Raw genomic sequence first — 24,988 nt, forward strand, 5'->3', positions numbered from 1 at the left:
TCAGAACGCTCCATGCAGGCGCAACGCGGCGATGTTCGCTGGGCCGCGATCGCGATTGTAGCCGGGATTGGCGATGTGCTGCGCGTCGAGCGTCGCATCGATGCCCAGGAGGACATGCACGTCGTAATAGAGCTCGGCGATCTGCTCGCTCCCGGCGTCGGGCAGCCGCGCATCGCCGACGAGCACGCCGATCCCGCCCGCCGCGAGATAGCGCTGATGCGCGGCCGAGATGCCGTTGACGACGAGCGCGAGCCCGACCCGGTCGGTCGACCGCCCCCAGCCCTTGCCCGCCAGCACCGCGCCGACTTGCGCGGTGCGATCGATATCGGTGAAGTCGTACGGCTCGATGCCGCCATCCGACCAGCCGAGACGGCCGAAAATCCCGAGCGTGTCCGTCAGTTCCTGCTCGGCATTGGCATAGGCGCCCACCCGGGTCCGCCGACCGCGCACCAGCGCCGTATCGGCCGGGGCAGCGCTTGCCGCGCCGAGCGCCAGCGCGTCGCCGAACCGCCCGAACTGCCCGCGATTGCGGAACACGCCGAGCCGGACGGTGCCCGCGCGCTTGCCGAAGCTGTGACGATGCTCGACCTCGCCATCGATTTGATATTGACCGAAACCGCGCTCGAGCGTTTCGCCATTGGGCACGCGCGACAGGTTGAACGCACCGACGCGGATGGTCCAAGGCCCGCGATAGGCCTCCAGCGCCGCCCCGGTCGAATAGCCCCAGGCGTCGGCGGCGTAATCGAAGCTCCCCGCATCGACCACCGACCAGTTGAGGAAGTCGGCGCGCGGGTCGTGCGCGTAGCGGTTCGTATCGAACACGTCGCCGACGCCGATCTTGCCGACGGTGAGAACCAGCCGATCGATCGGCCGCGCTCCGCCCAGCTGGTTGGACGACGCCAGCACGGCCTCGCGCTCGCTGCCGAGAGCGATCGTTTGGCGGAAGAACACGCGCTGTAGGCGGAAATAGGGTGCGGACTTGCCGACCTTGTAGGCTTCCGCACTCGGAAAACCCGCCGCGCCGAGCGTGTTCGACAAGCCGAAGCCCTGATCGATCTCGGGGTTGGCCCAAACCTCCGCCCCCTGCCAAGGCGCCACGCCGAGATAAGCGGTGACGTCGGCAGTTTCCTGTACCTGACGCGGCGTCAGGCTGTTGGGGCCAGAGTAAGGCGAGGCGAAGCCCCCTACCCCCTGGACGACGAACGTCGCCTGGCCGTGCAGCGCAAAAGTCTGCGGGTCGCCCGTCCGCGCGCCGCTGGTCTGCGCCGTGACGGGACTGGTAGTAAGTAGCAGCACGCTGCCAAGTGCCGCGATCGGAAAATACGGGACCGCGACGCCTTTGGGCATGCGCGACCGAAACAGCGCGTCAGCGACGCGCACGGGGGGATATGGTGCGCGCTTGGGCGCGAAACATGGTCATCAGCGAAATCCTCGGGTCTCTGGGTTCGAGCCCGCCGGATATCGCCTCAGGCCGGCATGATACCGCCCATGACGACCCGGCCGGGCCCAGGATTCCGGCAATCGGCAGCGCAGAAGCCAAGGCTTCTACTGTCGCCGTCGCCGGACAAGGGGCTAGATCGGGGCATTGGGATCCTGTGGAATAGAGGCATCAAAGTCGTACCGAATCGGACGGGCGATTGCGATATCGCGCGGCGCCTAGCAGCTTGCCGTTCCCTCGCACAGTGTTTGTGCGGCAGTGCGGTAAGATGTCGTAGCGAGGCTCAATCGGTCGCCACCGGCCCCAGCATCTCGGCCATCGCCCGCGCGACATTCTCGAGCGTGTACGGCTTTTGCACGACCATGCGGTCGCGATGGTTGGCCGGCAACTTGGCCTGTTCGCCATACCCCGTCGCGAACAGGAACGGCACGCCAAGCACAAGCAGGCGATCGGCGATTGCAAAGCTGTTGCGATCGCCAAGGTGGATGTCGAGCATCGCAATCGCGGGCCGATTCTGCTCGATCGCATCGAGCGCGCCGTCGACCGTGGCCGCGGTCGTAACGGTCTCGGCGCCGAGCCGCGTTACGATGTCCTCGGCATCGAGCGCGATGATCAAGCTGTCCTCGACCAAGAGGACGTCGCGCCCCTCCAGCATGCGATCGGGCACCACCGCGGGCAGCCCCGGCGCGGGCCCTGCATACCGAACCGGCGGCGCAAGACCGGGCGGCGCTTCGGAGACGTGTCGCGCGGGAATGCGGAAGCGCGCCTCGACCCCCTCGGGACGATAGTCGACCTCTGCCGTCCCGCCGATGTCGTATGGCACCGAGCGATGGATGATCGTCGTCCCGAATCCTTTGCGTGTCGGCTTGGCGACGGTCGGGCCGCCGGTTTCACGCCAGGTAAAGTGCAGGTCCTGCGCCGCATCGCGCTGCCAGCTGATCGCGACACGACCTTCGGATACGGACAGGCTGCCATATTTCGTCGAGTTGGTGACGAGTTCGTGCAGCACCAACGCCATCGTCGAATAGGCCTGGGGATTGAGCAGCACCGGCGCGCCGTCCGAAATGATCTTGTCGCCATCGGCGAGAAAGGCCGCGGCCTCGGCGTCGATCAGCGCCTGCATCGGCGCCGGGCCCCAATGGTCATCGGTGATCTGGTTGTGCGCGCGCGCCAGCGCATGGATCCGCCCGTCGACCACCTTGACGAAATCCTGGACGACATTCTCGGTGGGCTGCGACTGGCGGATCAGCCCGCGGATTACGCCGAGCACGTTGCGCACGCGGTGGTTGAGCTCGGCGATCAGCAGCTCCTGTCGCGCGCTGGCGTGCTGCCGCTCGGTCGAGGCTTCGTCGGCCATGCGCAGCACGACTTCGATCAACGTCGCGCGCAGCGTCTCGGCAACGCGCACCTCGGACGGTGTAAAGGGCTGCGAACGCCCCTGGACGAGCTCCTTCCACTCGGCAAAACTCTCGCGCGGCGACAGGCGTGGCCCATTGACGCCATATTCGACCGGCTTGTCCGGGTTGCCAGCCCAGCGCACCGATCGCACGAGTTCCGAGCGGAACAGCACGACATAATCGCGCGGCGCACGCGAGATCGGAATCGCCAGCAAGCCGGCGGATTGCGAGACGAACGCCTCGGCACCCGGCAGGATCGAGGCAATATGATCGGTCGCAAAAACCTTCCCCGCAGCCGTGCTGTTGAGGGCGCGAACGATCCGCTGGAATTCCTCGACCGACGGCGTCACCCCGGAAAACGCATGGTTGCCACCGATCCACACGCCGACACCGTCTGCGGCGATAGCGTTGGTCAGGATATCGCCGAGCCAGTCTGGATCCCTCAACAGCGTATCGTCGGAGGCAACCGCGCCGAGCAACTGGTCGGCGATCTCGCGCGCACCGCGCTCGAATTCGACCGTCGCCTGGCGCTCGCGGCTTTCGAGCCGCATCGCGAACATCTGCGCGAACAATTCGCTGACCGATCGCCGCTCGAAGGTCGGGCAACGCGGCGCATAATGGTGGCATGCGAACAGCCCCCAGAGCTTCCCGTCGACCAGGATAGAGATCGACAGCGACGCCTGGACGCCCATGTTCTTGAGGTATTCGATATGGATCGGCGACACCGCGCGCAGCACCGAAAGCGACAGGTCGAGCGGCTGGCCCTGCGTGTCGCGGGCCGGCACGATCGGGACAGTCTGGTGATCGACATCGGCGATGATGCGCAGCAAATTGCGCTTGTAGAGTGCGCGCGCCTGGACCGGGATGTCGCTTGCCGGATAACGCAGCCCGAGGAATTTGCCGATCCCGGCCTTGACCGCCTCCGCCACGACCTCGCCCGAATCGTCGGCGTTGAAGCGATAGACCATCACCCGGTCGAAGCCGATCAGCGCGCGGACCTGGCGTGCGCCTTCGCGGAAGAAGCTCTCCATGTCGGCGCATTGGTCGAGCCGCGAGATCATCGAGCGGACAAGGCTGCTCGCATCGCCATATTCCCCCGATGCCGGCTCGGCCTCGATAACGACCTGGCCTCCCGAATAATGGATCGCGACATCGAACGCAGTGCCGCCGGGAACGAGCACGAGGTCGAACACTCGCTCGACCGCATCGGCGCCGCGCAGGACCGCGGCACGGTTGCGCAGGTCGTGGATGACCGGGGTGGAGAAGATTTCGGCAAGCGGCAGCCCGATCAGATCTTCCGGAGTGTGGCCGATATAGTCGGCGATATTCGCCGACGTGCGCGCGACAAGCCAGTCGGCGGTCAGCGCCAGCAGGAACCCGATCGGCTGAATCGCCCCCAGGATGTGGATCGGTTCGCGATCACAGTTCGTCAGATCGACCGATCGGAAGTCGTCAGCCAAGGTGCCCGGTCTCCACAATTCGTTGTCCGCTGGTTTCAAACAACGCAAACACGTTACGCGCCGCGGCGACCGCGACGGAGCGTTTTAAACCAGTATCGAGCCGCACGTCGAGCATCTGGAGCAAGCTGCGCCACGCGGCCGAATCGACGCCGCCAAGAAAGCGCGTCGGGAAGTCGGCGGGGACCGATCGCCTCAGCATCGTCCCGCCCAGCCGCGACCCCTCGAGCACATAGAGGCCACCAAGCACCGCCGCTTCATCCGAAAAGACGATCGGTCCGGCAGGGTCGGGCACGGGCAGACCGAGCACCGCGAGATCGGCTCGCACCAGATCGCCACGCTGGCGGATATCCCAATCCGGGACGATCGCGCCCACACCCGCTTCGACAAGGGCTTGCTCGACGGGGATGTGAGCAGCCGCCTGCGCACCGAGAAATGCGCCATAATCGGCGCGGTCATCGAGCCGGATCTGCGAGTATAGGCGATCGACCCGGTCGTGCTGCTCGTGCGTTGCCGCCCGCAACGCGCCTCGCGCGGTGATTTGATGCGTCATCGCGTCATAGTAGTTCGGTTCGACGCAAATGTAACCGCGCGCTATCATAGGCTGGATCAGCAAACGCCGGCCATGCGCGATGGTGCGTGCGCGCGATCACACGGGTTTGCTCAGATAGCGCGACCCCGCGAGACAGAAGCGCCACGGCGTTGTCGCGCCCTTGCTGATTCCGATCCGCACCGCCTCGACGATGCCGGGCGCGGTCGCGGGCAAGGCCATCGCAAATGGCGGACCATCGAGCGGCGCTCCGTTCAGCTCCGCATCGATCCCCAGCGCCTTTGCCAGCCGCCCCGGCCCGCTGCAGAGCAGTCGGTCGGCGACATTGCCGCGACGCGCCTGCATGACGTCACGACCGTATAACGGTTCGATCGCGCGGATCAGCACGGCACTCCCGGGCTGCTCCGCCGCGCAAACGAAGTTCAGGCACCAATGCAATCCGTAGATGCGATAGACATAGGCACGCCCGACGGGGCCGAACATCACGGCATTGCGCGGCGTCATTCCGCCGAAACTGTGCGAGGCTGGATCCCCCGCATCATACGCCTCGGTCTCGACGATCCGGCCGCCCGCGCCATCGACTTGCAGCTCGGCGCCGATCAGGCCGCGCGCAACGCTTACCGCGTCGCGCGCGAAGAACCCGGCGGCGAGTGTCACAGCAGCCTCCCCTCACCGACGCGCACGCCGCGATCGCATCGATCGATGACGGTCTGGGTTGGAAGCAGGCAAGTTTGTGGTGGCATCACGGCCCCCGGCTTGTATGGCACGCGACGCGCGGATCAACCCCCGCATGCTACGGAGAGGCTGCCGAATCGCCCGTCGCCGCTGTTCGGTGACGGACCCTGGAGCCTGTCATGCCTGCCCCTTCCTCGACGCCCGCGCGCACCGGCAGCGCGCCGCACGTCGGCCTTGTCCACGCGGCGCTCGCGGTCGGCGGTTTCGCGATCGGCACGACCGAATTCGCGACGATGAGCTTGCTCCCCTATTTCGCGCGCGACCTGCACATCGACGAGCCGAGCGCCGGACACGTCATCAGCGCCTATGCGCTAGGTGTCGTCGTCGGGGCGCCGCTGATCGCGATCCTGTCGGCGAAGGTCCCGCGCCGCACGCTGCTGATCGCACTGATGACGGTCTTCGCGGTCGCCAATGCCCTGTCGGCGCTCGCGCAATCTTACACCATGCTGTTGCTCGTCCGCTTTTTGAGCGGCTTGCCGCACGGAGCGTATTTCGGCGTCGCGTCGCTCGTCGCGGCGTCGCTCGTGCCCGACGAGCGGCGAACTCAAGCCGTCGGCCGGGTCATGCTCGGGCTGACCGTCGCGACGATCGTCGGCGTGCCCGCCGCGACATGGCTCGGGCAAGCATTCGGCTGGCGCTATGGCTTCGCGATCGTCGCGGTGCTTGCGTTGATCACCGCAGGCCTCGCGGTCGCGATCGTCCCGCAGGACCGCCCGCAAAGAGACGCCAGCCCGTTGCGCGAACTCGGCGCGCTCCGCCGGCCGCAAGTGTGGCTGACGCTCGCGATTGGGGCGATCGGCTTTGGCGGGCTGTTCGCGGTCTATACCTATCTCACCGCGACGCTGACCCAAGTGACGCGCATCTCGCCGGCGCTTGTCCCGGTCGTCCTCGCGTCGTTCGGGATCGGGATGACGATCGGCAACCTCGTCGTACCGCGCTTCGCCGACAAGCGGCTGATGCGGACGGGCGGCGTTTTGCTGCTGTTCATGGCGCTCGTCCTCGCGCTCTACACGGTTGCCGCGCACAATTTCCTCGCGGTGACGCTCGATGTCTTCGCGATCGGGCTCGGCGGCGCCCTCGGGACGGTGCTGCAGACGCGGCTGATGGACGTCGCGGGCGACGCGCAGACACTCGCGGCGGCGCTCAACCATTCGGCCTTCAACGTCGCCAATGCCCTCGGACCATGGCTCGGCGGAATGGCGATCGCGGCCGGCTTGGGCTGGACCTCGACCGGCTGGGTCGGATGCGCGCTCGCGCTCGGTGGGTTCGCGGTGTGGTGCGCCTCGGTGCTGCTCGAAGCGAGAGGTCGACGCGCCGTATAGTCGGCCGAGATCGGCGCCGAGCGATTTCGACAAGCGCCGCCGGCGTGCGTAAGAGGAGCCATGTCCACCGCCTCGACCCGCCGCATCCTTCTCGCCAGCCTGATCGGCACCTCGGTCGAGTTTTACGACTTCTACGTCTATGCGACCGCGGCAGCGCTCGTATTCGGGCCGCTCTTCTTTCCGGCGAGCGATCCCGGCGTCCAGATGATCGCATCCTATGCGAGCTTTGGCCTCGCCTTCTTCGCGCGCCCGCTGGGTGCCGCGCTGTTCGGACATTTCGGCGATCGGCTCGGTCGCAAATCGACGCTGGTTGCCTCGCTGATGCTGATGGGTGGATCGACCGTCGCGATCGCCTTCCTGCCGACCTATGCGCAGATCGGCTGGATCGCGCCGCTGCTGCTGTGCATCCTGCGCTTTGGCCAGGGGCTCGGGCTCGGCGGCGAATGGGGCGGCGCCTCGCTGCTCGCGGTCGAGAATGCGCCGAAGGGTCACGAAAATCGCTGGGGCATGTTCCCGCCGCTCGGCGCGCCGATCGGCTTCATCGCGGCGAACGGCTTCTTCCTGCTGCTCGGCGCGGCGCTGACGCCCGCGCAGTTCGCCGCCTGGGGCTGGCGCCTTCCCTTCCTCGCCAGCGCAGTGCTCGTCGTTCTGGGGCTGTGGGTGCGGCTCAAGCTCACCGAAACGCCGGCATTTCGCGAGGCTGCGGCGCACGATGCGCTGCCGCCGGTGCCGATCGCCGAGCTCTTCCGCCACCATCTGCGCGCAACGCTCGCCGGGACCGGGGCGGTGATCGCCTGTTTCGCCCTCTTCTACCTGACCACCGCCTTCGCGCTGAGCTATGGCACGACGACGCTCGGTCACAGCCGCCAGGCGTTTCTCGGGATCGAGATCGGCGCGATCCTGTTCCTCGCGCTCGGTGTCATCGTCTCGTGCACGCTCGCCGACCGGACCGGGGCGCGACCGATGCTGCGCTGGGGGTTTCTGGGATGCGCAGTGTCTGGACTGCTGATGGGGCCGATGCTCGGTGCGTCGTCCCTGTGGATCGTGTTCGCGTGGCTCGCGCTGTCGCTGTTCGCGATGGGCTTTGCCTATGGCCCGCTCGGCGGCTGGCTGCCCTCGCTGTTCGACGCGGGGGTGCGCTATACCGGCGTGTCGATCGCCTTCAATCTCGGCGGAATCCTCGGCGGCGCACTCGCCCCGATCGCGGCGCAGAAACTCGCCGAAGCAGGCGGACTGAATCTGGTCGGCATCTATCTCATTGGCGCAGCCTTGCTGAGCCTTGGCGGCCTGGCGCTGCTCAAACCGGCGCATTGAGCGGACCGGGCGCGCGGCTCTGGCGCGCAACTTGCCGCGCGAAACGATCGGCGGGTCGGAAGCGCGCTTGACCGCCGGGCCAGCGGCACCCACGGAGTCGCCAAAGCCTGCGCCGGGAGCCCTTCACGGCGGCCAGACCACGACCTTATCATCGAGACCTCTTATGTGGCCGTCGCGGCTCTTCACTTTCTCTTCCAACGACATGGCGATCGACCTCGGCACGGTGAACACCCTGGTCTATCTCCGCGACAAGGGGATCGTGCTCGACGAACCCTCGGTCGTAGCGCTCGAGACGATCGATGGCGTGACCAAGCTGCGGGCGGTCGGCACCGACGCCAAGCTGATGATGGGCAAGACCCCTGAGGAGATCCGCACGATCCGCCCGATGCGCGACGGCGTGATCGCCGACATCGATGTCGCCGAACAGATGATCAAGCATTTCATGGACAAGGCGCTAGGCGGCGCGAGCCGGATGCCGCGACGCCATAAGGTCGTGATCTGCGTGCCGTCGAGCTCGACGCAGGTCGAACGTCGCGCGATCCGCCAGGCGGCGACCAATGCCGGCGCGGCGAACGTCCTGCTGATCGAAGAACCGCTCGCCGCCGCGATCGGCGCCGGCATGCCCGTTACCGAGCCGATCGGCAGCATGGTGGTCGATATCGGCGGCGGGACGACCGAAGTCGCGATCCTGTCGCTGCGCGGGCTTGCCTACAGCACGTCGGTGCGCGTCGGCGGCGACAAGATGGACGATGCGATCGCGTCGTATATCCGCCGCAAATACAACCTCATGATTGGCGAGGCGACCGCCGAGCGCGTCAAGATGACGATCGGCATGGCGCGCAAGCCCGAGAACGGCGTGGGCCTCACGATGAACGTCCGCGGGCGCGGGCTGGTCGGCGGGATCCCGACCGAGATCGAAATCAACCAGGCCGAAGTCGCCGAGGCGCTCGGCGAGCTCGTCGCGCAGATCGTCGAGGCGGTGATGAACGCGCTCGAGCAGACGCAGCCCGAGCTTGCCGCCGACATCGTCGACCACGGCATCGTGATGACCGGCGGTGGATCGCTGCTGCGCGAGCTCGACACTGTCCTCGCCGATGCGACCGGCTTGCCCGTCGTCGTTTCGGAAAACGCGCTGACGTGCGTCGTCACGGGGGCCGGCCGCGCGCTCGAGGATGCGGTGTTCAGCGGCGTGCTCAGCGAAAGCTGAACCTGCGAGGGAACCTCCACCGCGTACTTGCGCTTGGTCAAGCGCACGGGCACATCGCGCCCTCACACGATCTGGAGCATTCTGCATGGCCGCCGACAAGATGGATATTCTGCACTCGAGCCTGCTCGACAATGATGACGAGCGCGTCGTCGAATTCATGGGCGAAGTCGATGGCGAGGAATATCAGTTCGCGGTGCAATATGCCGTGCTCGAAGCGCTGAGCGGCGACGCACCCGAGGACGACGCCATCGAGCAGTTCAACCGCTTCGAGGATTCGATCGCCGAAGCCGGTCTCGTCGCGCTTGCGCGCAACAGCGACCAGGCAATGATCGTGATCAGCGAAAACGATCTCGAATAGCCCTTGTAGCCATGCCGGGAACGTCCCGGCATGGCGCCTCGCGAGGCGGGTCTCACGTGGATAGGCCACGAAAACCGTCGTGAGGTGTTCCGTATGGTGCCCGCTTGCTCTTGCCTGGCTGCTCGCTCTCCGTGTGGCGGGATAAGGCCCGCGCCTATCACGCCCGACGTAGCGACCCCCAAAGGGTACGTTGCCCGATCCTGCGCGATGGACCGCGTATCGCTTGGCGTTGACGATCGGTCCCGACCATCCCCGCTTCACCGCCGATGACGAGATCGACATCCCGGTGAAAACTCAGGCCTCGGTCTTCTACGGCCGCGACAAGCCCATCGCCACGGCACCCGCCAAGCGCGGGACCATGCTGATCCCCGCACGCCCTACCCAAGTCGACAGGACCCGCGTCGTGTAACGCGATTCTTCGAGCCCCCCTCCCGCTCCCCGTACCAAGGCCGGCGCGGTTGGCGAGAGTCGATCGCATAAAAACGCTCCCCCGGCATAGGCCGAGGGAGCGTCTCGAAGATCGAAGCAGAGCGTCGCGACGTGCCGATCAGGTGCGGCTCGCCAGTTCCTTGTTGAGCCACAGCGCGAGCAAGGTCGCCAGCGACCCCGACAACAGATACGCGCCGCCTGCGACCAGGCCAAAGTGCGACGACAGGAACAACGCGACCAGCGGCGCGAAGCCGGCACCGACCAGCCACGCGATGTCCGACGTAAGCGCAGCGCCGGTGTAGCGCGATTCGCCCGTGAATTCCGAAGCGACGACGCCCGACGACTGGCCGAACGAAATTCCGAGCAAGGCAAAGCCGAGCACCATGAAGATCACTTCGCCAAGCTCGCCTGCGGCCAGCAACTGCGGCGCGAAGCCGGAGAATACGGCGATCGCCGCCGCCGACGCACCCAGCAAGGTGCGACGCCCGATACGATCCGCGAGATACCCCGATGCGACGATCGCCACGACGCCGATCGCTGCGCCGACCACTTCGATCGCCAGGAAGCGCTCGGGATTGCTCTTGGTATAGAGGAAGACCCACGACAGCGGAAACACGGTAACCATGTGGAACAAGGCAAAGCTCGCCAGCGGTGCGAACGCGCCGAGTGCGATCGTCCGCCCCTGCTTGCGGACCGTCTCGAGCACCGGCGCCGGGATCAGATCGCGGCTGGTGAACATGTCCTGATAATCCGACGTGCTGACGATGCGCAGCCGGGCGAAGAGCGCGACGACGTTGATCGCAAAGGCGACGAAGAACGGATAGCGCCAGCCCCAGTCGAGGAAATCGACCGACGACAGCGTCGCGGTGAAATATGCGAACAGCCCCGCCGCGACCATCAGGCCGAGCGGCGCGCCGAGCTGCGGAATCATCGCATACCAGCCGCGCTTGTCCTGCGGCGCATTGAGCGCCAGCAGCGACGACAGGCCATCCCAGCTCCCGCCGAGCGCCAGCCCCTGACAGATCCGCAGGAAACCGAGGACGAACGCGGCATAGACGCCGATCTCGGCATGGCCTGGCAGGAAGCCGACCGCGACGGTCGATCCGCCGAGCAGGAACAGCGCAATCGTCAGCTTGGTGCCGCGGCCATATAGATGGTCGATCGCGAGGAAGATCATCGATCCGATCGGCCGGGCGACGAAGGCGAGTGCGAACAGGCCGAACGAATACAGCGTGCCCGTAAGACGGTCGACATAGGGGAAGATCATCGTCGGGAAGACGAGCACCGAGGCGATCGCATAGACGAAGAAATCGAAGAACTCGGACGTGCGCCCGATCACCACGCCGATCGCGATCTCGCCCGAGGAAACATGCTCCTGGTTGATCCGGCTGGCATCGGCCTCGATCGCGCGCGACGTCGGGGTGTGGGTGGCTTGCATCGGTGTTCGAACTCCCGGCCATGATCGCCGTTTATGGCGTTCCTCTACGCGTGCTGCAGCGCAGCGAGGATTGGACAAAATGTCCAATGGGAGGCGCCGCCATAGAGGCTTAGCTCCGCGACATGATCCGACTTCCCTCGCCCCTTCGCCCCGCAATCGCGGGCCTCGCGCTGCTAGCGCCCGCCTTGCTCGGAGGGTGCAGCACCGTCGTGCTGTCGCCCGCGGGAGATGTTGCGCAGCAGCAGGGTGACCTGGTGGTCATCGCTACATTGTTGATGTTGATCATTATCGTGCCCGTTATGGCGCTGATCGCCTTTTTTGCCTGGCGGTATCGCCAGGCCAATACCGATGCGCCGTACAGCCCCGAGTGGCATCATTCGACTGCGCTCGAACTGGTCATCTGGGCGGTGCCGCTGTTGATCATCATCTGCCTTGGCGCAGTAACCTGGACCAGCACGCATCTGCTCGATCCATATCGTCCGATCGGCCGGATCGACGCGACCCGCCAGGTGGCGCTCAACGCCAAGCCGATCCGCGTGCAAGTCGTCGCACTCGATTGGAAATGGCTGTTCATCTATCCCGATTACGGGATCGCCACAGTCAACCAGCTGGCCGCGCCGATCGATCAGCCGATCGAGTTCGACCTGACCTCGGCCGACGTGATGAACGCGTTCTACATCCCCGATCTTGCCGGCATGATCTATGCGATGCCGAGCATGACGACGAAGCTCCATGCAGTTGCCAACAAGCCCGGCAACTATGCGGGTTTCTCGTCCAACTTCAGCGGCGACGGCTTCTCGTATATGAAGTTCCGCTTCCTTGCAGGATCGCAAAGCGACTTCGACGCCTGGGTCGCACGAGTCCGTGCGAGCGGCGCCATGCTCGACCGCGCGACCTATCTCAAGGTCGCCAAACCGAGCATGAACCATGCACCAACCTTCTATTCGGGCGTCGCGCCCGGCCTGTTTAACGCTGCCGCCAACAATTGCACCAAGCCTGGGCAAGTCTGCATGGACGCGATGATGCGCGCCGATGCGGGACCGCACAGTGGCGCGCATGCCGAAGGCCACGCCAAGAACGACGACGCGATGAAGATGTCGGCGATGCCGATGCCCGGTTCAGGGAAACCCGAAGTGGTAGAAGCAACCAAGATCACCGCCAAGAATTCCGCCCAAAGCACAGCGCGCCTTGCCGGCGCAGGTCTGCCGATGCCCGGCGACCGGAGGACCTTCTGACATGATGCCCCCCATGAGAGATGTACACCCAGTGGTCAGCCCGCTTCTCGGGCGTCTGACGCTCGATGCGTTGCCCCTTCACGAATTGCCCGTGCTGCTCGCCTTTGGCGGCGTCACGGTCGGCGGCCTCGCGCTGCTCGCGATCATCACCTACTTCAAGGCGTGGGGATGGCTGTGGCGCGACTGGTTCACCTCGGTGGACCACAAGAAGATCGGCATCATGTATGTGATCCTCGCGCTGGTCATGTTCCTGCGCGGTTTCTCCGACGCCCTCATGATGCGCGCGCAGCAGGCGATGGCGTTCGGCGACAACGCCGGGTACCTTCCGCCCGACCACTATAACCAGATCTTCACCGCGCACGGTGTGATCATGATCTTCTTCGTGGCGATGCCGCTGGTCGTCGGGCTGATGAACTTCGTCGTGCCGCTGCAAATCGGCGCACGCGACGTGTCCTTCCCGTATCTCAACAATTTCAGCTTCTGGCTGACCGCGTCGGGCGCGATCATCACGATGATCTCGCTGTTCGTTGGCAACTACGCGCGCACCGGCTGGCTCGCGATGCCGCCGCTCTCGGGGATGGAGGCGAGCCCGGACGTCGGGGTCGACTATTACATCTGGGGGCTGCAGATCGCCGGTCTCGGCACGTTGCTCTCGGGCGTCAATCTGCTCGCGACCATCGTCAAGATGCGCGCGCCCGGCATGACGCTGTTCAAGATGCCGATCTTCGTGTGGACTGCGCTTTGCACCAACACGCTGATCGTCGCCGCCTTCCCGGTGCTGACCGCCGTGCTCGCGATCCTGTCGCTCGACCGTCTGCTCGGGATGCAGTTCTTCACCAATGGCCTCGGCGGCAACCCGATGATGTACGTCAACCTCATCTGGATCTGGGGCCACCCGGAGGTCTACATCCTCATCCTGCCGGCGTTCGGCATCTATTCCGAGGTCGTCGCGACTTTCTCGCAGAAGCGCCTCTTCGGCTACACGTCGATGGTCTATGCCACGATCGTCATCACGATCCTCGCCTACCTCGTCTGGCTCCACCACTTCTTCACGATGGGTTCGGGCGCGAGCGTCAACTCGTTCTTCGCGATCACCACGATGATCATCTCGATCCCGACGGGCGCGAAGATCTTCAACTGGCTGTTCACGATGTACCACGGCCGCATCCGCTATGAGCTGCCGATGATGTGGACGGTCGCCTTCATGTTGACCTTCACGATCGGCGGGATGACCGGCGTCCTGCTCGCCGTGCCGCCGGCCGACTTCGTGCTGCACAACTCGCTGTTCCTGGTGGCGCATTTCCACAATGTCATCATCGGCGGTACGCTGTTCGGCATGTTCGCGGGCATCAACTTCTGGTGGCCCAAGGCATTCGGCTTCAAGCTCGACCGGGTATGGGGCAAGCGCTCGTTCTGGTTGTGGGTGGTCGGTTTCTGGACCGCCTTCGCACCGCTCTACGTGCTGGGCCTGATGGGCGTGACGCGTCGCTTGAGCCACTTCGACGATGCCTCGTACCAGCCCTACTTCATCGTCGCGGCGATCGGCGCGGCCATGATCGCGGGTGGCATCGGCTGCATGGCGATCCAGTTCTTCGTCAGCATCCGCGATCGCAACACCGAGCGGCTGCGCGACCTGACCGGTGATCCGTGGGATGGCCGCACGCTCGAATGGTCGACCTCGTCGCCGCCGCCAGACTACAACTTCGCGTTCACCCCGATCGTCTATGACAATGATGCGTTCTGGGACATGAAGACGCGCGGCTTCGAGCGTCCGACGGCAGGCTTCAAGGCGATCCACATGCCCAAGAACGCCGCGGCCGGCGTCATCATCGGCCTGATCAGCGTTGGCTTCGGCTTTGCAATGATCTGGTACATCTGGTGGCTGGCGATTGCTTCGCTGGTAGCGATGCTCGGCGTCTCGATCTGGCATTCGTTCAACTACAAGCGCGATTTCCACATCCCCGTGGAGGACGTGATCCGCACCGAAGACGAGCGCACGCGCCTCCTCGCAGCGCAGAAGGTTGTGGCATGAGCACCGAACTGACCCACGAACAGATCACCGGCGGCGGGAAGCCGGTGTTCTTCGACTTCGACGAGCACGACCATCCCGAGGGCGGCAGCACGATGCTGGGCTTCTGGATGTACCTGATGAGCGATTGCCTCATCTTTGCGGTGCTGTTCGCTTGCTACGGGGTGCTTGGGCACGGCTATGGCGGCGGCAAGGGCCCGAAGGAGCTGTTCGAACTCCCGCTGGTCGCGTTCAACACCGCGATGTTGCTGTTCTCGTCGCTGACGTACGGCATCGCCATGTTGACGATGGAGAAGGGCAGCGTTCGCCAGGTGCAGTTCTGGCTGGTCGTCACCGGCCTGTTCGGCCTGACCTTCCTCGGCGTCGAGATGTACGAGTTCAGCAACTTGATCGCGGAGGGCAATGGCCCGTCGCGCAGCGCGTTCCTCTCGGCATTCTTCACGCTGGTCGGCACGCACGGCTTTCACGTCACCTGCGGCTTGATCTGGCTGACCACGCTCGTCATCCAGATCGGGACGCATGGCCTTGGCCAGGCCAATCGCCGCCGCCTGCAGTGCCTCAGCATGTTCTGGCACTTCCTCGACGTCATCTGGATCGGCGTCTTCACCATCGTCTATCTCATGGGAGTGCTCGGATGAGCGCCGATACGCACAGCGCACACGCGCCCGAATACGACGCCGGCGCCGGCGGCTACCATGACGCGCATGGCGACGACATGCCGCACGGCTCGATGCGCGATTACGTCATCGGCTTCATACTCTCGGTCATCCTGACGGCGATCCCGTTCGCGCTGGTCATGACCGGGGCACTCGATCACACGTGGACCGCGATCCTGGTGCTCGGCTCCGCGCTGATCCAGGTGTTCGTCCACATGATCTACTTCCTGCACATGAAGACGAGCAACGAAGGTGGCTGGTCGTTCATCGCGCTCCTGTTCACGCTGATCGTCATCGTCATAACGCTGTCGGGATCGATCTGGGTGATGTATCACATGAACGCCAACATGATGCCGATGAGCCCCGCCATGTCGTCCGAGACGATGAGCCAGCAATGAGACGGTCCCCCGCGACGATGGCTGCGCTGCTGGTCGTCGCGGGGGTTTTGTGTGCCGGGCTGATCGGGCTCGGTATCTGGCAGATCCAGCGGCTCAGTTGGAAACTCGCGCTGATCGCATCGGTCGAACAGCGCGTCCACGCCGCCCCAATCCCCGCACCCGGCCCCGAACGTTGGGCCACGATCAGCGCGACGCAGGACGGCTATCGTCATGTCCGCGTCGCCGGTCGCTACCGCGATGACGCGACGGTGTTCGTTCAAGCCGTGACCGAACGCGGTCCCGGTTTCTGGGCGATGACCCCGCTCGTCTCCGATCGCGGCTTCACCGTTCTCATCAACCGCGGCTTCGTTGCGGATCGCCGAACGCCGGCAGGCGGCGCTGCGAGCGTTAGCGGGCTGCTGCGCCCGAGCGAGCCCGGCGGCGGCTTCTTGCGCAGCAACGACCCAGCGGCAAACCGCTGGTATTCGCGCGACGTGGCAGCGATTGCGGCTGCGCGGCGACTTGGTCCGGTTGCGCCCTATTTCATCGATGCAGAGGCAGGACCGCCGGGACGCGTGCCGGTCGGCGGGCTGACCGTGATCCGCTTTTCGAACAATCATCTCGTCTACGCGCTCACCTGGTTCGCGCTCGCGGTGATGGTTGCCGGTGCCGCAGCGATGCTCGTGCGCAGCCAGCGGCGCGACGCTGCATGAGCGCCCCGCTCCCGCCGCTCGATACGACCGGGCGCGACAATCTGCGGCAATTGATCAATTTGCGCTGGCTCGCGGTCGGTGGCCAGTTCGCGACGATCCTGGTTGCGCAATTCCTCATGGGTCTGACGCTGCCGCTGGCGCCGATGCTACTGGTCGTCGGCGGGCTGGTCCTGCTCAACGTCGTCAGCATCACGCAACTGCCGCGCCGTGTCGCGATATCGAATGGCGAACTCTTCGCCAGCCTGTTGCTCGACGTCGGCGCGCTTACCGCCCTGCTCTATCAAAGCGGCGGCGCAACCAACCCGTTCATCGCGCTGTATCTCGTCCAAATCGTGCTCGGCGCGATCCTGCTCGAGGCGTGGTCGAGTTGGGCGCTGGTCGCGGTGACGATCGCCGCCTTCGCCCTGCTCGCCGAGGTGCATATGCCGCTGCTCTTGCCGCAGCGCTTCTCCTACGACTGGAGCGATCTGTATGTGCTCGGTTCGCTGATCTGCTTCGTGCTGATCGCGGTGCTGATCGTCGGCTTCGTCACGCGGATCAACCGAAACCTGCGGATGCGCGACGCGCGGCTCGCGACGATGCGCCAGCAGGCCGCCGAGGAGGATCATATCGTCCGGATGGGGCTGCTCGCGACCGGCGCGGCGCATGAACTCGGGACGCCGCTCGCCTCGCTCTCGGTGATCGTCAACGATTGGGGGCATTCCCCCGCGTTGCGTGCACAGCCGGGGCTCGCCGAGGAAATCGAGGACATGCGGGTCGCGCTGACCCGCTGCAAGACGATCGTCACCGGCATCCTGATGGCGGCGGGGGAAGCGCGCGGCGAGCATCCGACGATCACCAGCGTCCATCGCTTCTGCGACGAAGTGGTCGCCGAATGGCGCGTGCAGAATTCGGACGACGCGATCGTCTTCCGCAACCGCTTCGGCAACGATCGTGCGATCGTCGCCGATACCGCGGTCAAGCAGATGATTTGGAATTTGCTCGACAATGCCAAGGAAGCGTCGGGCCAGCCGATCACGCTCGAGGTCGCCCGCGACGGGCCGTCGCTGCTGTTCGCGGTGAGCGATACCGGCCCGGGCTTCGCGCCCGAGATGCTTGCCAATATCGGCAAGCCGTATCACTCGACGCGCGACCGGCTCGGCAGCGGGCTGGGGCTGTTCCTCGTCGTCAACGCAATGCGCAAGCTCGGCGGGTCGGTCGAAGCGCGCAATCGCCCGAGTGGCGGCGCCGTCGTCACTCTGACCTTGCCGCTCTCGGCACTGGAGTGGGATGGCGTATGAGCGAGAAGCATCTGTTGATCGTCGAGGACGATGGCGCGTTCGCCCGCACGCTGCGCCGCTCGTTCGAGCGCCGCGGCTATGTGGTCGAGGTCGCTGCCGACCAGGGAGCCGTGACGAGCGCGCTTGCCGAGCGTACGCCCGATTTTGCGGTGGTCGATCTCAAGCTCGGCGCGACCTCTGGGCTGGCGTGCGTCCAGGCGATCCACGCGCATGACGCGACGACGCGGATCGTCGTGCTGACGGGCTATGCGAGCATCGCGACCGCGGTCGAGGCGATCAAGCTCGGCGCGACCAACTATCTCGCCAAGCCGTCGAACACCGACGATATCGAGGCGGCGTTCGGCCAGACCGTCGGCGCGGCGGCGGGCAATGTCGACACGCCGCTGACCAACCGCCCGACCTCGATCAAGACGCTCGAGTGGGAACATATCCACCAGACGCTCGCGGCGAACGATTTCAACATCTCCGAGACGGCGCGCCAGCTCGGAATGCACCGCCGCACCCTCGCGCGGAAGCTCGAGAAGCAGACCGTCAAATAACCTTGCCCATTGTGGGCGGCGTGCGGCCAAACGCGCATCCGTGCGTTGCAGCGATCGTCTTACCCGGAGTGTTTCATGCCAGGCCCAAAACTGTTCGAGCCGATCGCCATCGGCGGTCTCGCGCTGCGCAATCGCATCGTGATCGCCCCGATGTGCCAATATTCCGCAGTCGATGGTGCGATGGCCGATTGGCATTTGATCCACCTTGGCCAGCTGGCGCTCTCGGGCGCTGGCCTGCTGACGATCGAAGCCAGCGCGGTGCTGCCCGAGGGGCGGATCAGCTATGGCGATGTCGGGCTGTGGAACGACGCGACCGAGGCCGCGCTTGCAGGCGTCATCGCCAGCATCCGGCGGCATTCCGACATGCCGATCGCGATCCAGCTGTCGCATGCCGGCCGCAAGGCATCGACCGACCTGCCGTGGCACGGCGGCAAGCAGATCACGCCATCGGCGCCGAATGGCTGGCAGACCGAAGCGCCGTCGGCCGCCGCCTTCGCGGAGGGCGAGAACCCCCCGCTCGCACTCGATCGTGACGGCCTTGCCCGGATTCGCGATGCCTTTGCCGCATCCGCCACGCGCGCGGCGCGGCTCGGGATCGATTTGGTCCAGCTCCACGCGGCGCACGGCTATCTGCTCCACCAATTCCTCTCGCCGCTGTCGAACCACCGCGATGACGACTATGGTGGCAGCCTCGAGAACCGGCTGCGCTTTCCGCTCGAAGTGTTCGATGCGGTGCGGGCGGCCTTCCCCGCCGACAAGCCCGTCACGATGCGCGTCTCTGGTACCGATTGGGTCGAGGGTGGTTGGGACGTGGATGGCACGATCGCCTTCGCGCAGGCGCTCGAGGCGCGCGGGTGCGCGGCGATCCACGTGTCGAGCGGTGGGCTCGATCCGCGCCAGGCGATCCCGGTCGGCCCCAACTATCAGGTCCCGCTCGCGCGTGCGGTCAAGCAGGCGGTGACGATCCCCGTCGTCGCGGTCGGTCTCATCACCGAGTTCGAACAGGCCGAGGCGATCATCGGCACAGGCGATGCCGACATGATCGCGCTGGCGCGGACGATCCTCTACGATCCGCGCTGGCCGTGGCATGCCGCGGCGCATCTCGGCGCGCGCGTCGCCGCGCCAAACCAATATCTGCGCTCGCAGCCGCGCCAGCACAGCCGCTTGTTCGACCTGCCGGACTGATCGGGCGCAGTCGTCGCCGGCCTGCCCCCGACCATTAATCGAACGTGGCGGCTGGCCGTTACGCCGCCGCGCTCATCGCGCTGCCAATCATCGCCGCGACCATATTGCCTTCGATCGGGCGGCTGAAGAGATACCCCTGAATGCTGCTGCACCCCTGCCCGCGCAGCTCGCTCAGTTGGTCGCGGTCCTCGACACCCTCGGCGGTCGTCTCCATGTGGAGCGCGGTCGCCAGGTCGACGATCGCCCGGACGATCGCCGCCGCGCTGCGGTCCTCGGCGACCGCGTCGACGAAACTCTTGTCGATCTTGATCTTGTCGAACGGGAAGCTGCGCAGATAGCTGAGCGACGAATAGCCGGTCCCGAAATCGTCGAGCGCGATCCGCACGCCCATCGCGCGCAATTTGTGGAGCAGCGTGACGACGGTCGTCTCGCCATCGAGAAACACCGACTCGGTGATCTCGATCTCGAGCCGGTCGGGGGAGAGCCCGCTATGGCTCAACGCCTGGAAGATGACGCTCGGAAAGCCCGAATTGCGAAATTGCAGCGGCGAGACATTGACCGCGACGCGGACATGCGCCGGCCAGGCAGTCGCTTGACGACACGCCTCCTGCATCACCCAATCGCCGATCGCGATGATCAGGCCGGTCTCCTCGGCAACTGAAATGAACTCGATCGGCGGGACGTTGCCGCGCGTCGGATGCTCCCAGCGCAACAACGCCTCGAAACCGCCGATCCGATCGCGCTTGAGATCGAAGATTGGCTGGAAGTTGAGCCGGAACTGGCCGCTCTGGATCGCTTCGCGCAAGTCGAGCTCGAGCGCACGCCGCTTGCGCGCTGCGGCATCGAGCGCGGGCTCGAAGAAGCGGAATACTCCGCGCCCGTCCTGCTTGGCACGATACAGCGCGAGGTCGGCATTCTTGAGCAACGCGTCGCTGTCGGCGCCGTCGTTCGGGCTGATCGCGATGCCGATGCTGGCCCCGGTAGCGATCTGATGCCCATCGACGAGCAACGGGCTGCGCATCTCATCGAGGATCGCCTGCGCCAAAGCGCGCGGGCGATCGACATCGTCATGATCGGCGAGGATGATCGCGAACTCGTCGCCGCCAAGCCGCGCGACGACTGCATCGCTGGCGATACGCGAGAGGATGTCGCCCATCTGGCGGAGCAAAGCGTCGCCGATCGGATGGCCGAGCGAATCGTTGATCCCCTTGAACCCGTCGAGATCGAGGCACAGCAAGGTCGTGCGCTGTCCGCGTTTGAGCGAACGCTGCAATTCGGACTCGAGCTGCTGGCAGAAATAGGTGCGGTTTGGCAGGCTGGTCAGCGTGTCGTGGAACGCGAGATGCGTGATGCGATGCTCCCGCTCGACGATCCCCGCCGACATCCGGTTGAAGCTCTGCGCGAGCCGCCCGACCTCATCGTCGCTCTCGACCAGCAGTTCGGTGCGCGTGCCTTCCTCGAGCGCGCGCGCGGCCGCATCGAGCGCTGCGATCGGACGGGCGATTCCGTTCGCCAAGCGGCGGCTGCCGAGCAGGACGAGCAGCAGCCCCATCACGCCGGCGAGCGCGATACCGACCTCCATCGTGCGATACGCCGCCATCGCCGCTGCCCAGGGATAGCTCAGCAACAGGACCGCGCTCGGCTTGCCCGCCGGCCCGAGCAACGGCTTGGCGAGCGCCAGCGCATCGCCATCGCGCAGGGCCAGAAACGCCGGCTCGCTGCGTCCGCCGATTGCGGTCGCGACGAATGCGTCGAGCGCCCGCGACCCGGCAACGTCGCTCGATACGCCGTGCCACGATCCCTTCGCATCGCGTGTCAGGATCGTCGCGGCGAGCGGGATAGCGGACAGATGCTGCAACGCCGCCATCTCGGCGCGATCGAGCGGAAGCGCGAACGTGACCCAACCGATTTCATTCGGGGCGAGGACCGGTGCGACGATGAGCCGGAATGCGCCGGTTCGCGTGGCGATGACCGCCTCGGTCCGGCCGCGCGCGAGGGTGGTCGGCACGCTCGCGATCGCACGCCGAACGTCACCCGAGCCAGTACCGAAAACTTGCCCCTGAAGATCTACGAAGAATGCCTGCGGCACGTCGGCGCGGGTGCGCAACGACGCGAGGGCAGACTCGATCGTCGGCCGATCGCCGCTCGCGACCGCCGAGCGGAAGCCGAAATCGCGCGTCAACACCGACGCGCTGTCCATAAGCGCGTGCGCGCGCATCGCCCAAATACGATCGTAGACGCTGCCGCTCGTCCGCAACTCGGCGCGGACCGCGTCGCGGGCCTGGCCCCAGATCACGAGCTGCCCGACGATTGCGACAACGAGCAGGCTGGCTGCGAACAGCACGCCATATTGCACCGCGAGCCGCGTGCGCAGATGCCGGAAGCGCCACCGTGGCAGGGCCCGTACGGTCATCTCAGCGCCCGCGAATGGTGTAGGTGGTGGTGTACCCGGTCGCAGTCACCGTGGCCGATTGAGACAGCATATTGTCGGGCGCGCGGATTGATGGATGCCATACGCGGATCGTCGCGCCCCCAACCGGGACGTCCGTGATCGTCGCGTGCCCCTTCGCGTCCGATTGCACCGCATAAGGCGTTTCGACGACGATGATCGACCCGTTCATCGCATCGTGGATGTTACAGCCGAGGGCGACGACTCCGGGCTTGTCGAAGACGACAGAGCGAGTCTCTTCCTTGCCGTACAGCTTCAAGTCGAACTTGCGCGCTTTCGAGAAGGAATAGACGTGGTGGCGCACCTTGTCGCGATTGGGAAAGCTGACCGTCGCCCCGACCGGCACGATCAGCACGTGCGGGACGAACGCGATATTCTGCTGCGCCATCTCGTACGGGCCGCCCGGCTTCATCGCGCCGGCCGGTTTGCGGGGGGTATCGACGAGCACCACCGCACCGGCGAGCGGTTTGCCATCGGCGCCGATCACGTCGACCGAAACGGTCGCGGCGAAGGCCGGAAACGAACATGCGAGCGCCGCGGCCGCTCGGGTGAATCGCATAACATGGATTAACATCACACCCGGCTAAGCCGGAAAGGTGGCGAAAACGTAAAATACGTATTTACGGAACCCTAAGGGTCTTTCCCTAGGCAACAGGCCGCGCCTGCACTTCAATCGGCGCGGGTAGGCGTATCATGTTTCGACACTTTCAGGCTCTGGTCGTTTGCGCGCTCGCCTTGCTGTGCGCCTCTCCCGCCTTCGCCGGCGAATTGCGCCAGGGCGGCAAATTGATGCTGACGAGCGGGGTCTCGACCGTCGAGGGATCGGCCGGCGGCGGACTGGCGACTTGGGCGCTGATTGCCGGCAATGAGACCGATGCCGGGATCGGCGGCAGCGCGCATGCGACCATCGTCGCGCTGCCCGATTTCGACCTGAAGAGCGTCGGCGGCGCGATCGGCCTGCACAATCGCGTTGAATTCTCCTACGCGCACCAGAGCTTCGACACGCGCCGGGCGGGCGCGACGCTCGGGCTCGGGCGCAACTTCACGTTTGGCCAGGACGTGTTCGGTGCAAAACTGCGCGTGATCGGCGATGCGGTGTATGATCAGGACCGCGTGCTGCCGCAAATCTCGATCGGCGTGCAGTATCACCGCGCCACCAAGAGCGCGATCATCGCGGCGGTCGGCGGCAAGCACGCCCAGGGCACCGATTTCCTGCTGTCGGCGAGCAAGGTCGTGCTCGCGCGCAGTCTCGTTCTCGGCGCGACGGTTCGCTTCACCAAGGCCAATCAGTTCGGGCTGCTCGGTTTTGGCGGCGACCGGAGCGATGCCTATCACGCCGAATTCGAAGGGTCGGCTGGTCTGCTCGTCTCGCGCCGCCTGCTGCTTGGCGCCGAGATTCGCACCAAGCCCGACAATCTCGGTTTCGCGCGCGAGCGCAAAGCGGTGGATGCGTTTGCGGCGTGGCAATTCGAGCGCCACCTGACGGTGACTGCCGCCTATGCCGATCTCGGCAGTATCGCGACCTTCAAGCGCCAGCGCGGCGCATTCCTTTCGCTCCAGGCGAGCTTTTGAGATAGGCGCGTTCCCATGGTACTTCTTGCTCTCGCGCTCGCGCTTCAGACCACGCCGCCTGGCGAGGATCCCGTCGATCCCTATCCGCACAGCAACGCCAACGCCGGAGCGACGCCGTTCAAGGGCAGCGCGATGCTCGCCGCGTTCCACGGGCGCGCAGGCGTGGACCGGATCGCCGACGATCTCGTCACGCGCATCGTGATCGACCCGCGGATCGCCGATATCCTCAAAGGCCAGGACGAGGTGCGGTTGCGGCGGCTGCTCAAGGAGCAATTCTGTTACATCCTCAACGGCGGCTGCGGTTATAGTGGACGCACGATGCGCGAAGGCCACAAGAATCTCGGACTGCAGACGGCCGACGTCGGTGCCCTCGTCGAGGATCTCCAGGCGGCGATGCGCAAGGAAGGCGTGCCCTTCGCCGCGCAGAATCGCTTTCTCGCCAAGCTCGCGCCGATCAAGCGCGATGCGGTTGAACGCTAGGTTCGCTGACGCGTCCGCACGTGTGACAGGTCTGGACGTCGCGGGTAGAATGCCTATATACCGACCGGTATGAATAGCGTTTGCTCCCCCTCGGCGCCGAAAGGCAGGCCGCGTGAGTTCGACATTGACGAGGCACTGGGCCAGGCTTTGCTGGTGTTCTGGCGCAACGGCTATGAGGCCGCGTCGATGACCGAGCTGACCAGTGCGATGGGCATCACCAAGCCAAGCCTGTACGCTGCGTTCGGCAATAAGGAGCAGCTGTTCCACAAGGCGCTCGACCTCTACGAGCGCGAAAAACTGGCCTATATGACGTCGGCGCTCGAAGCACCGACGGCGCGCGGTGTCGCCGAACGCTTGCTGCGCGGATCGCTCGAAATGCAGATGAGCACGTGCGATCCCAAGGGTTGCCTCGGGGTGATCAGCGCCGCGACCTGCGGCGCCGAGGCCGAACCCATCAAGGCCGAGGTCGTCAAGCGGCGCGCCTCGTCCGAGGCAGCGCTGGTCAAGCGCTTCGCCGAGGCACAGGCCGCGGGCGAATTCCCCGAAGGCATGACGCCCGAGGCCCTGACCCGCTTCCTTTTCGCGATCCTGCAAGGCCTCGCGCTGCAAGGCGGATCGGGCGCGACCTGCGCTGAGCTTTCGCAACTCGTCGAGACCAGCATGGCGGTTTGGCCGACCCAATAAAAACTTGTCGATAAATATTCGGACCGGTACAGAATGCCGTTGACGCACTCCTTTGGCGCTTTATATACCGAACGGTATTGAAGCTGGATCCTAACGCGGAACCGGTAGCGGCAAAAGGGTCTGTGCCCATGACCAACACGATCA

General features: G+C 65.5%; 23 protein-coding genes. 16 read left to right on the plus strand and 7 right to left on the minus strand.

Annotated features, from left to right (window positions below; translation table 11 throughout):
- The 4 genes from IE187_RS01210 to IE187_RS01225 form a co-directional block, all read right to left on the minus strand.
- Nucleotides 1-1,347, minus strand: a complete 1,347-nt coding sequence (locus IE187_RS01210) for a carbohydrate porin (RefSeq protein ID WP_189674780.1) — start codon at nt 1,345-1,347, stop codon at nt 1-3.
- A 374-nt stretch (nt 1,348-1,721) separates the two neighbouring features.
- A complete protein-coding gene (locus IE187_RS01215; protein WP_189674781.1) occupies nt 1,722-4,295 on the minus strand; it encodes an HWE histidine kinase domain-containing protein in 2,574 nt (857 codons plus the stop codon).
- Nucleotides 4,288-4,845: a biliverdin-producing heme oxygenase gene (locus IE187_RS01220; RefSeq protein WP_189674782.1), complete on the minus strand. Its 558-nt coding sequence runs from the start codon at nt 4,843-4,845 to the stop codon at nt 4,288-4,290. Before IE187_RS01220 ends, IE187_RS01215 begins: the two co-directional genes overlap by 8 nt.
- A 96-nt stretch (nt 4,846-4,941) precedes the next feature.
- Nucleotides 4,942-5,499: a DNA-3-methyladenine glycosylase gene (locus tag IE187_RS01225; RefSeq protein ID WP_189674783.1), complete on the minus strand. Its 558-nt coding sequence runs from the start codon at nt 5,497-5,499 to the stop codon at nt 4,942-4,944.
- A gap of 197 nt (nt 5,500-5,696) precedes the next feature.
- Between IE187_RS01225 and IE187_RS01230 the strand changes: the two genes are divergently transcribed.
- From IE187_RS01230 to IE187_RS01250, 5 genes are all read left to right on the plus strand, one after another.
- Nucleotides 5,697-6,899, plus strand: a complete 1,203-nt coding sequence (locus IE187_RS01230; RefSeq protein WP_189674784.1) for an MFS transporter — start codon at nt 5,697-5,699, stop codon at nt 6,897-6,899.
- Between the two features lie 60 nt (nt 6,900-6,959).
- Nucleotides 6,960-8,213 carry an MFS transporter gene (locus IE187_RS01235; protein ID WP_189674785.1) on the plus strand — a complete coding sequence of 418 codons (1,254 nt, stop codon included), beginning with the start codon at nt 6,960-6,962 and terminating at the stop codon, nt 8,211-8,213.
- Between the two features lie 163 nt (nt 8,214-8,376).
- The gene (locus tag IE187_RS01240; protein ID WP_189674786.1) at nt 8,377-9,420 is read left to right on the plus strand and encodes a rod shape-determining protein; all 1,044 of its coding nucleotides are present in this window, start codon (nt 8,377-8,379) and stop codon (nt 9,418-9,420) included.
- 85 nt (nt 9,421-9,505) lie between these two features.
- A complete protein-coding gene (locus IE187_RS01245; protein WP_010186626.1) occupies nt 9,506-9,778 on the plus strand; it encodes a DUF1488 family protein in 273 nt (90 codons plus the stop codon).
- A gap of 190 nt (nt 9,779-9,968) precedes the next feature.
- Nucleotides 9,969-10,187 carry a hypothetical protein gene (locus tag IE187_RS01250; RefSeq protein WP_189674787.1) on the plus strand — a complete coding sequence of 73 codons (219 nt, stop codon included), beginning with the start codon at nt 9,969-9,971 and terminating at the stop codon, nt 10,185-10,187.
- A gap of 138 nt (nt 10,188-10,325) precedes the next feature.
- Here IE187_RS01250 and IE187_RS01255 read toward each other — a convergent pair whose 3' ends face one another.
- Entirely contained in the window at nt 10,326-11,645 is a 1,320-nt protein-coding gene (locus tag IE187_RS01255; protein WP_133188395.1) for an MFS transporter, read from the minus strand.
- Between the two features lie 122 nt (nt 11,646-11,767).
- Between IE187_RS01255 and cyoA the strand changes: the two genes are divergently transcribed.
- From cyoA to IE187_RS01295, 8 genes are all read left to right on the plus strand, one after another.
- Nucleotides 11,768-12,880 carry a ubiquinol oxidase subunit II gene (cyoA, locus tag IE187_RS01260; RefSeq protein WP_189674788.1) on the plus strand — a complete coding sequence of 371 codons (1,113 nt, stop codon included), beginning with the start codon at nt 11,768-11,770 and terminating at the stop codon, nt 12,878-12,880.
- A 13-nt stretch (nt 12,881-12,893) separates the two neighbouring features.
- Nucleotides 12,894-14,912, plus strand: coding sequence for a cytochrome o ubiquinol oxidase subunit I (gene cyoB / locus IE187_RS01265; protein ID WP_133188399.1), 2,019 nt, complete (start codon nt 12,894-12,896; stop codon nt 14,910-14,912).
- Nucleotides 14,909-15,547 carry a cytochrome o ubiquinol oxidase subunit III gene (gene cyoC, locus IE187_RS01270; RefSeq protein WP_133188401.1) on the plus strand — a complete coding sequence of 213 codons (639 nt, stop codon included), beginning with the start codon at nt 14,909-14,911 and terminating at the stop codon, nt 15,545-15,547. Before cyoB ends, cyoC begins: the two co-directional genes overlap by 4 nt.
- On the plus strand, nt 15,544-15,963 hold the full coding sequence (gene cyoD / locus IE187_RS01275; protein ID WP_133188403.1) for a cytochrome o ubiquinol oxidase subunit IV: 420 nt from the start codon (nt 15,544-15,546) through the stop codon (nt 15,961-15,963). The genes cyoC and cyoD overlap by 4 nt, the downstream gene beginning before the upstream one ends.
- Nucleotides 15,960-16,655, plus strand: coding sequence for an SURF1 family protein (locus IE187_RS01280; protein ID WP_189674789.1), 696 nt, complete (start codon nt 15,960-15,962; stop codon nt 16,653-16,655). The genes cyoD and IE187_RS01280 overlap by 4 nt, the downstream gene beginning before the upstream one ends.
- Entirely contained in the window at nt 16,652-17,935 is a 1,284-nt protein-coding gene (locus IE187_RS01285; RefSeq protein WP_133188407.1) for an ATP-binding protein, read from the plus strand. Before IE187_RS01280 ends, IE187_RS01285 begins: the two co-directional genes overlap by 4 nt.
- On the plus strand, nt 17,932-18,474 hold the full coding sequence (locus tag IE187_RS01290; RefSeq protein ID WP_189674790.1) for a response regulator transcription factor: 543 nt from the start codon (nt 17,932-17,934) through the stop codon (nt 18,472-18,474). The genes IE187_RS01285 and IE187_RS01290 overlap by 4 nt, the downstream gene beginning before the upstream one ends.
- Nucleotides 18,475-18,549: 75 nt before the next feature.
- The gene (locus IE187_RS01295) at nt 18,550-19,659 is read left to right on the plus strand and encodes an NADH:flavin oxidoreductase/NADH oxidase (RefSeq protein WP_189674791.1); all 1,110 of its coding nucleotides are present in this window, start codon (nt 18,550-18,552) and stop codon (nt 19,657-19,659) included.
- Nucleotides 19,660-19,717: 58 nt separating this feature from the next.
- Here IE187_RS01295 and IE187_RS01300 read toward each other — a convergent pair whose 3' ends face one another.
- A complete protein-coding gene (locus IE187_RS01300) occupies nt 19,718-22,072 on the minus strand; it encodes a putative bifunctional diguanylate cyclase/phosphodiesterase (protein WP_229839173.1) in 2,355 nt (784 codons plus the stop codon).
- Between the two features lies 1 nt (nt 22,073).
- On the minus strand, nt 22,074-22,682 hold the full coding sequence (locus IE187_RS01305) for a methylamine utilization protein (RefSeq protein WP_229839174.1): 609 nt from the start codon (nt 22,680-22,682) through the stop codon (nt 22,074-22,076).
- Between the two features lie 119 nt (nt 22,683-22,801).
- Between IE187_RS01305 and IE187_RS01310 the strand changes: the two genes are divergently transcribed.
- The 3 genes from IE187_RS01310 to IE187_RS01320 all read left to right on the plus strand — a co-directional run bounded on the left by IE187_RS01310 (nt 22,802) and on the right by IE187_RS01320 (nt 24,844).
- On the plus strand, nt 22,802-23,680 hold the full coding sequence (locus tag IE187_RS01310; protein WP_189674792.1) for a DUF3034 family protein: 879 nt from the start codon (nt 22,802-22,804) through the stop codon (nt 23,678-23,680).
- A gap of 15 nt (nt 23,681-23,695) precedes the next feature.
- Nucleotides 23,696-24,160, plus strand: a complete 465-nt coding sequence (locus tag IE187_RS01315; RefSeq protein WP_189674793.1) for a group I truncated hemoglobin — start codon at nt 23,696-23,698, stop codon at nt 24,158-24,160.
- A 69-nt stretch (nt 24,161-24,229) separates the two neighbouring features.
- Nucleotides 24,230-24,844: a TetR/AcrR family transcriptional regulator gene (locus IE187_RS01320; RefSeq protein ID WP_133188415.1), complete on the plus strand. Its 615-nt coding sequence runs from the start codon at nt 24,230-24,232 to the stop codon at nt 24,842-24,844.
- Nucleotides 24,845-24,988: the final 144 nt, after the last annotated feature.

Source organism: Sphingomonas glacialis, from assembly GCF_014653575.1.
Classification (GTDB): Bacteria; Pseudomonadota; Alphaproteobacteria; order Sphingomonadales; family Sphingomonadaceae; genus Sphingomonas; species Sphingomonas glacialis.

Coding starts and splice junctions, on each gene's coding strand:
- IE187_RS01210 (WP_189674780.1), bottom strand. CDS start 1,347: ATGCCCAAAGGCGTCGCGGTCCCGTATTTTCCGATCGCGGCACTTGGC.
- IE187_RS01220 (WP_189674782.1), bottom strand. CDS start 4,845: ATGACGCATCAAATCACCGCGCGAGGCGCGTTGCGGGCGGCAACGCAC.
- IE187_RS01230 (WP_189674784.1), top strand. CDS start 5,697: ATGCCTGCCCCTTCCTCGACGCCCGCGCGCACCGGCAGCGCGCCGCAC.
- IE187_RS01235 (WP_189674785.1), top strand. CDS start 6,960: ATGTCCACCGCCTCGACCCGCCGCATCCTTCTCGCCAGCCTGATCGGC.
- IE187_RS01240 (WP_189674786.1), top strand. CDS start 8,377: ATGTGGCCGTCGCGGCTCTTCACTTTCTCTTCCAACGACATGGCGATC.
- IE187_RS01245 (WP_010186626.1), top strand. CDS start 9,506: ATGGCCGCCGACAAGATGGATATTCTGCACTCGAGCCTGCTCGACAAT.
- IE187_RS01255 (WP_133188395.1), bottom strand. CDS start 11,645: ATGCAAGCCACCCACACCCCGACGTCGCGCGCGATCGAGGCCGATGCC.
- cyoA (WP_189674788.1), top strand. CDS start 11,768: ATGATCCGACTTCCCTCGCCCCTTCGCCCCGCAATCGCGGGCCTCGCG.
- cyoB (WP_133188399.1), top strand. CDS start 12,894: ATGAGAGATGTACACCCAGTGGTCAGCCCGCTTCTCGGGCGTCTGACG.
- cyoC (WP_133188401.1), top strand. CDS start 14,909: ATGAGCACCGAACTGACCCACGAACAGATCACCGGCGGCGGGAAGCCG.
- cyoD (WP_133188403.1), top strand. CDS start 15,544: ATGAGCGCCGATACGCACAGCGCACACGCGCCCGAATACGACGCCGGC.
- IE187_RS01280 (WP_189674789.1), top strand. CDS start 15,960: ATGAGACGGTCCCCCGCGACGATGGCTGCGCTGCTGGTCGTCGCGGGG.
- IE187_RS01285 (WP_133188407.1), top strand. CDS start 16,652: ATGAGCGCCCCGCTCCCGCCGCTCGATACGACCGGGCGCGACAATCTG.
- IE187_RS01290 (WP_189674790.1), top strand. CDS start 17,932: ATGAGCGAGAAGCATCTGTTGATCGTCGAGGACGATGGCGCGTTCGCC.
- IE187_RS01295 (WP_189674791.1), top strand. CDS start 18,550: ATGCCAGGCCCAAAACTGTTCGAGCCGATCGCCATCGGCGGTCTCGCG.
- IE187_RS01300 (WP_229839173.1), bottom strand. CDS start 22,072: ATGACCGTACGGGCCCTGCCACGGTGGCGCTTCCGGCATCTGCGCACG.
- IE187_RS01305 (WP_229839174.1), bottom strand. CDS start 22,682: ATGTTAATCCATGTTATGCGATTCACCCGAGCGGCCGCGGCGCTCGCA.
- IE187_RS01310 (WP_189674792.1), top strand. CDS start 22,802: ATGTTTCGACACTTTCAGGCTCTGGTCGTTTGCGCGCTCGCCTTGCTG.
- IE187_RS01315 (WP_189674793.1), top strand. CDS start 23,696: ATGGTACTTCTTGCTCTCGCGCTCGCGCTTCAGACCACGCCGCCTGGC.
- IE187_RS01320 (WP_133188415.1), top strand. CDS start 24,230: ATGAATAGCGTTTGCTCCCCCTCGGCGCCGAAAGGCAGGCCGCGTGAG.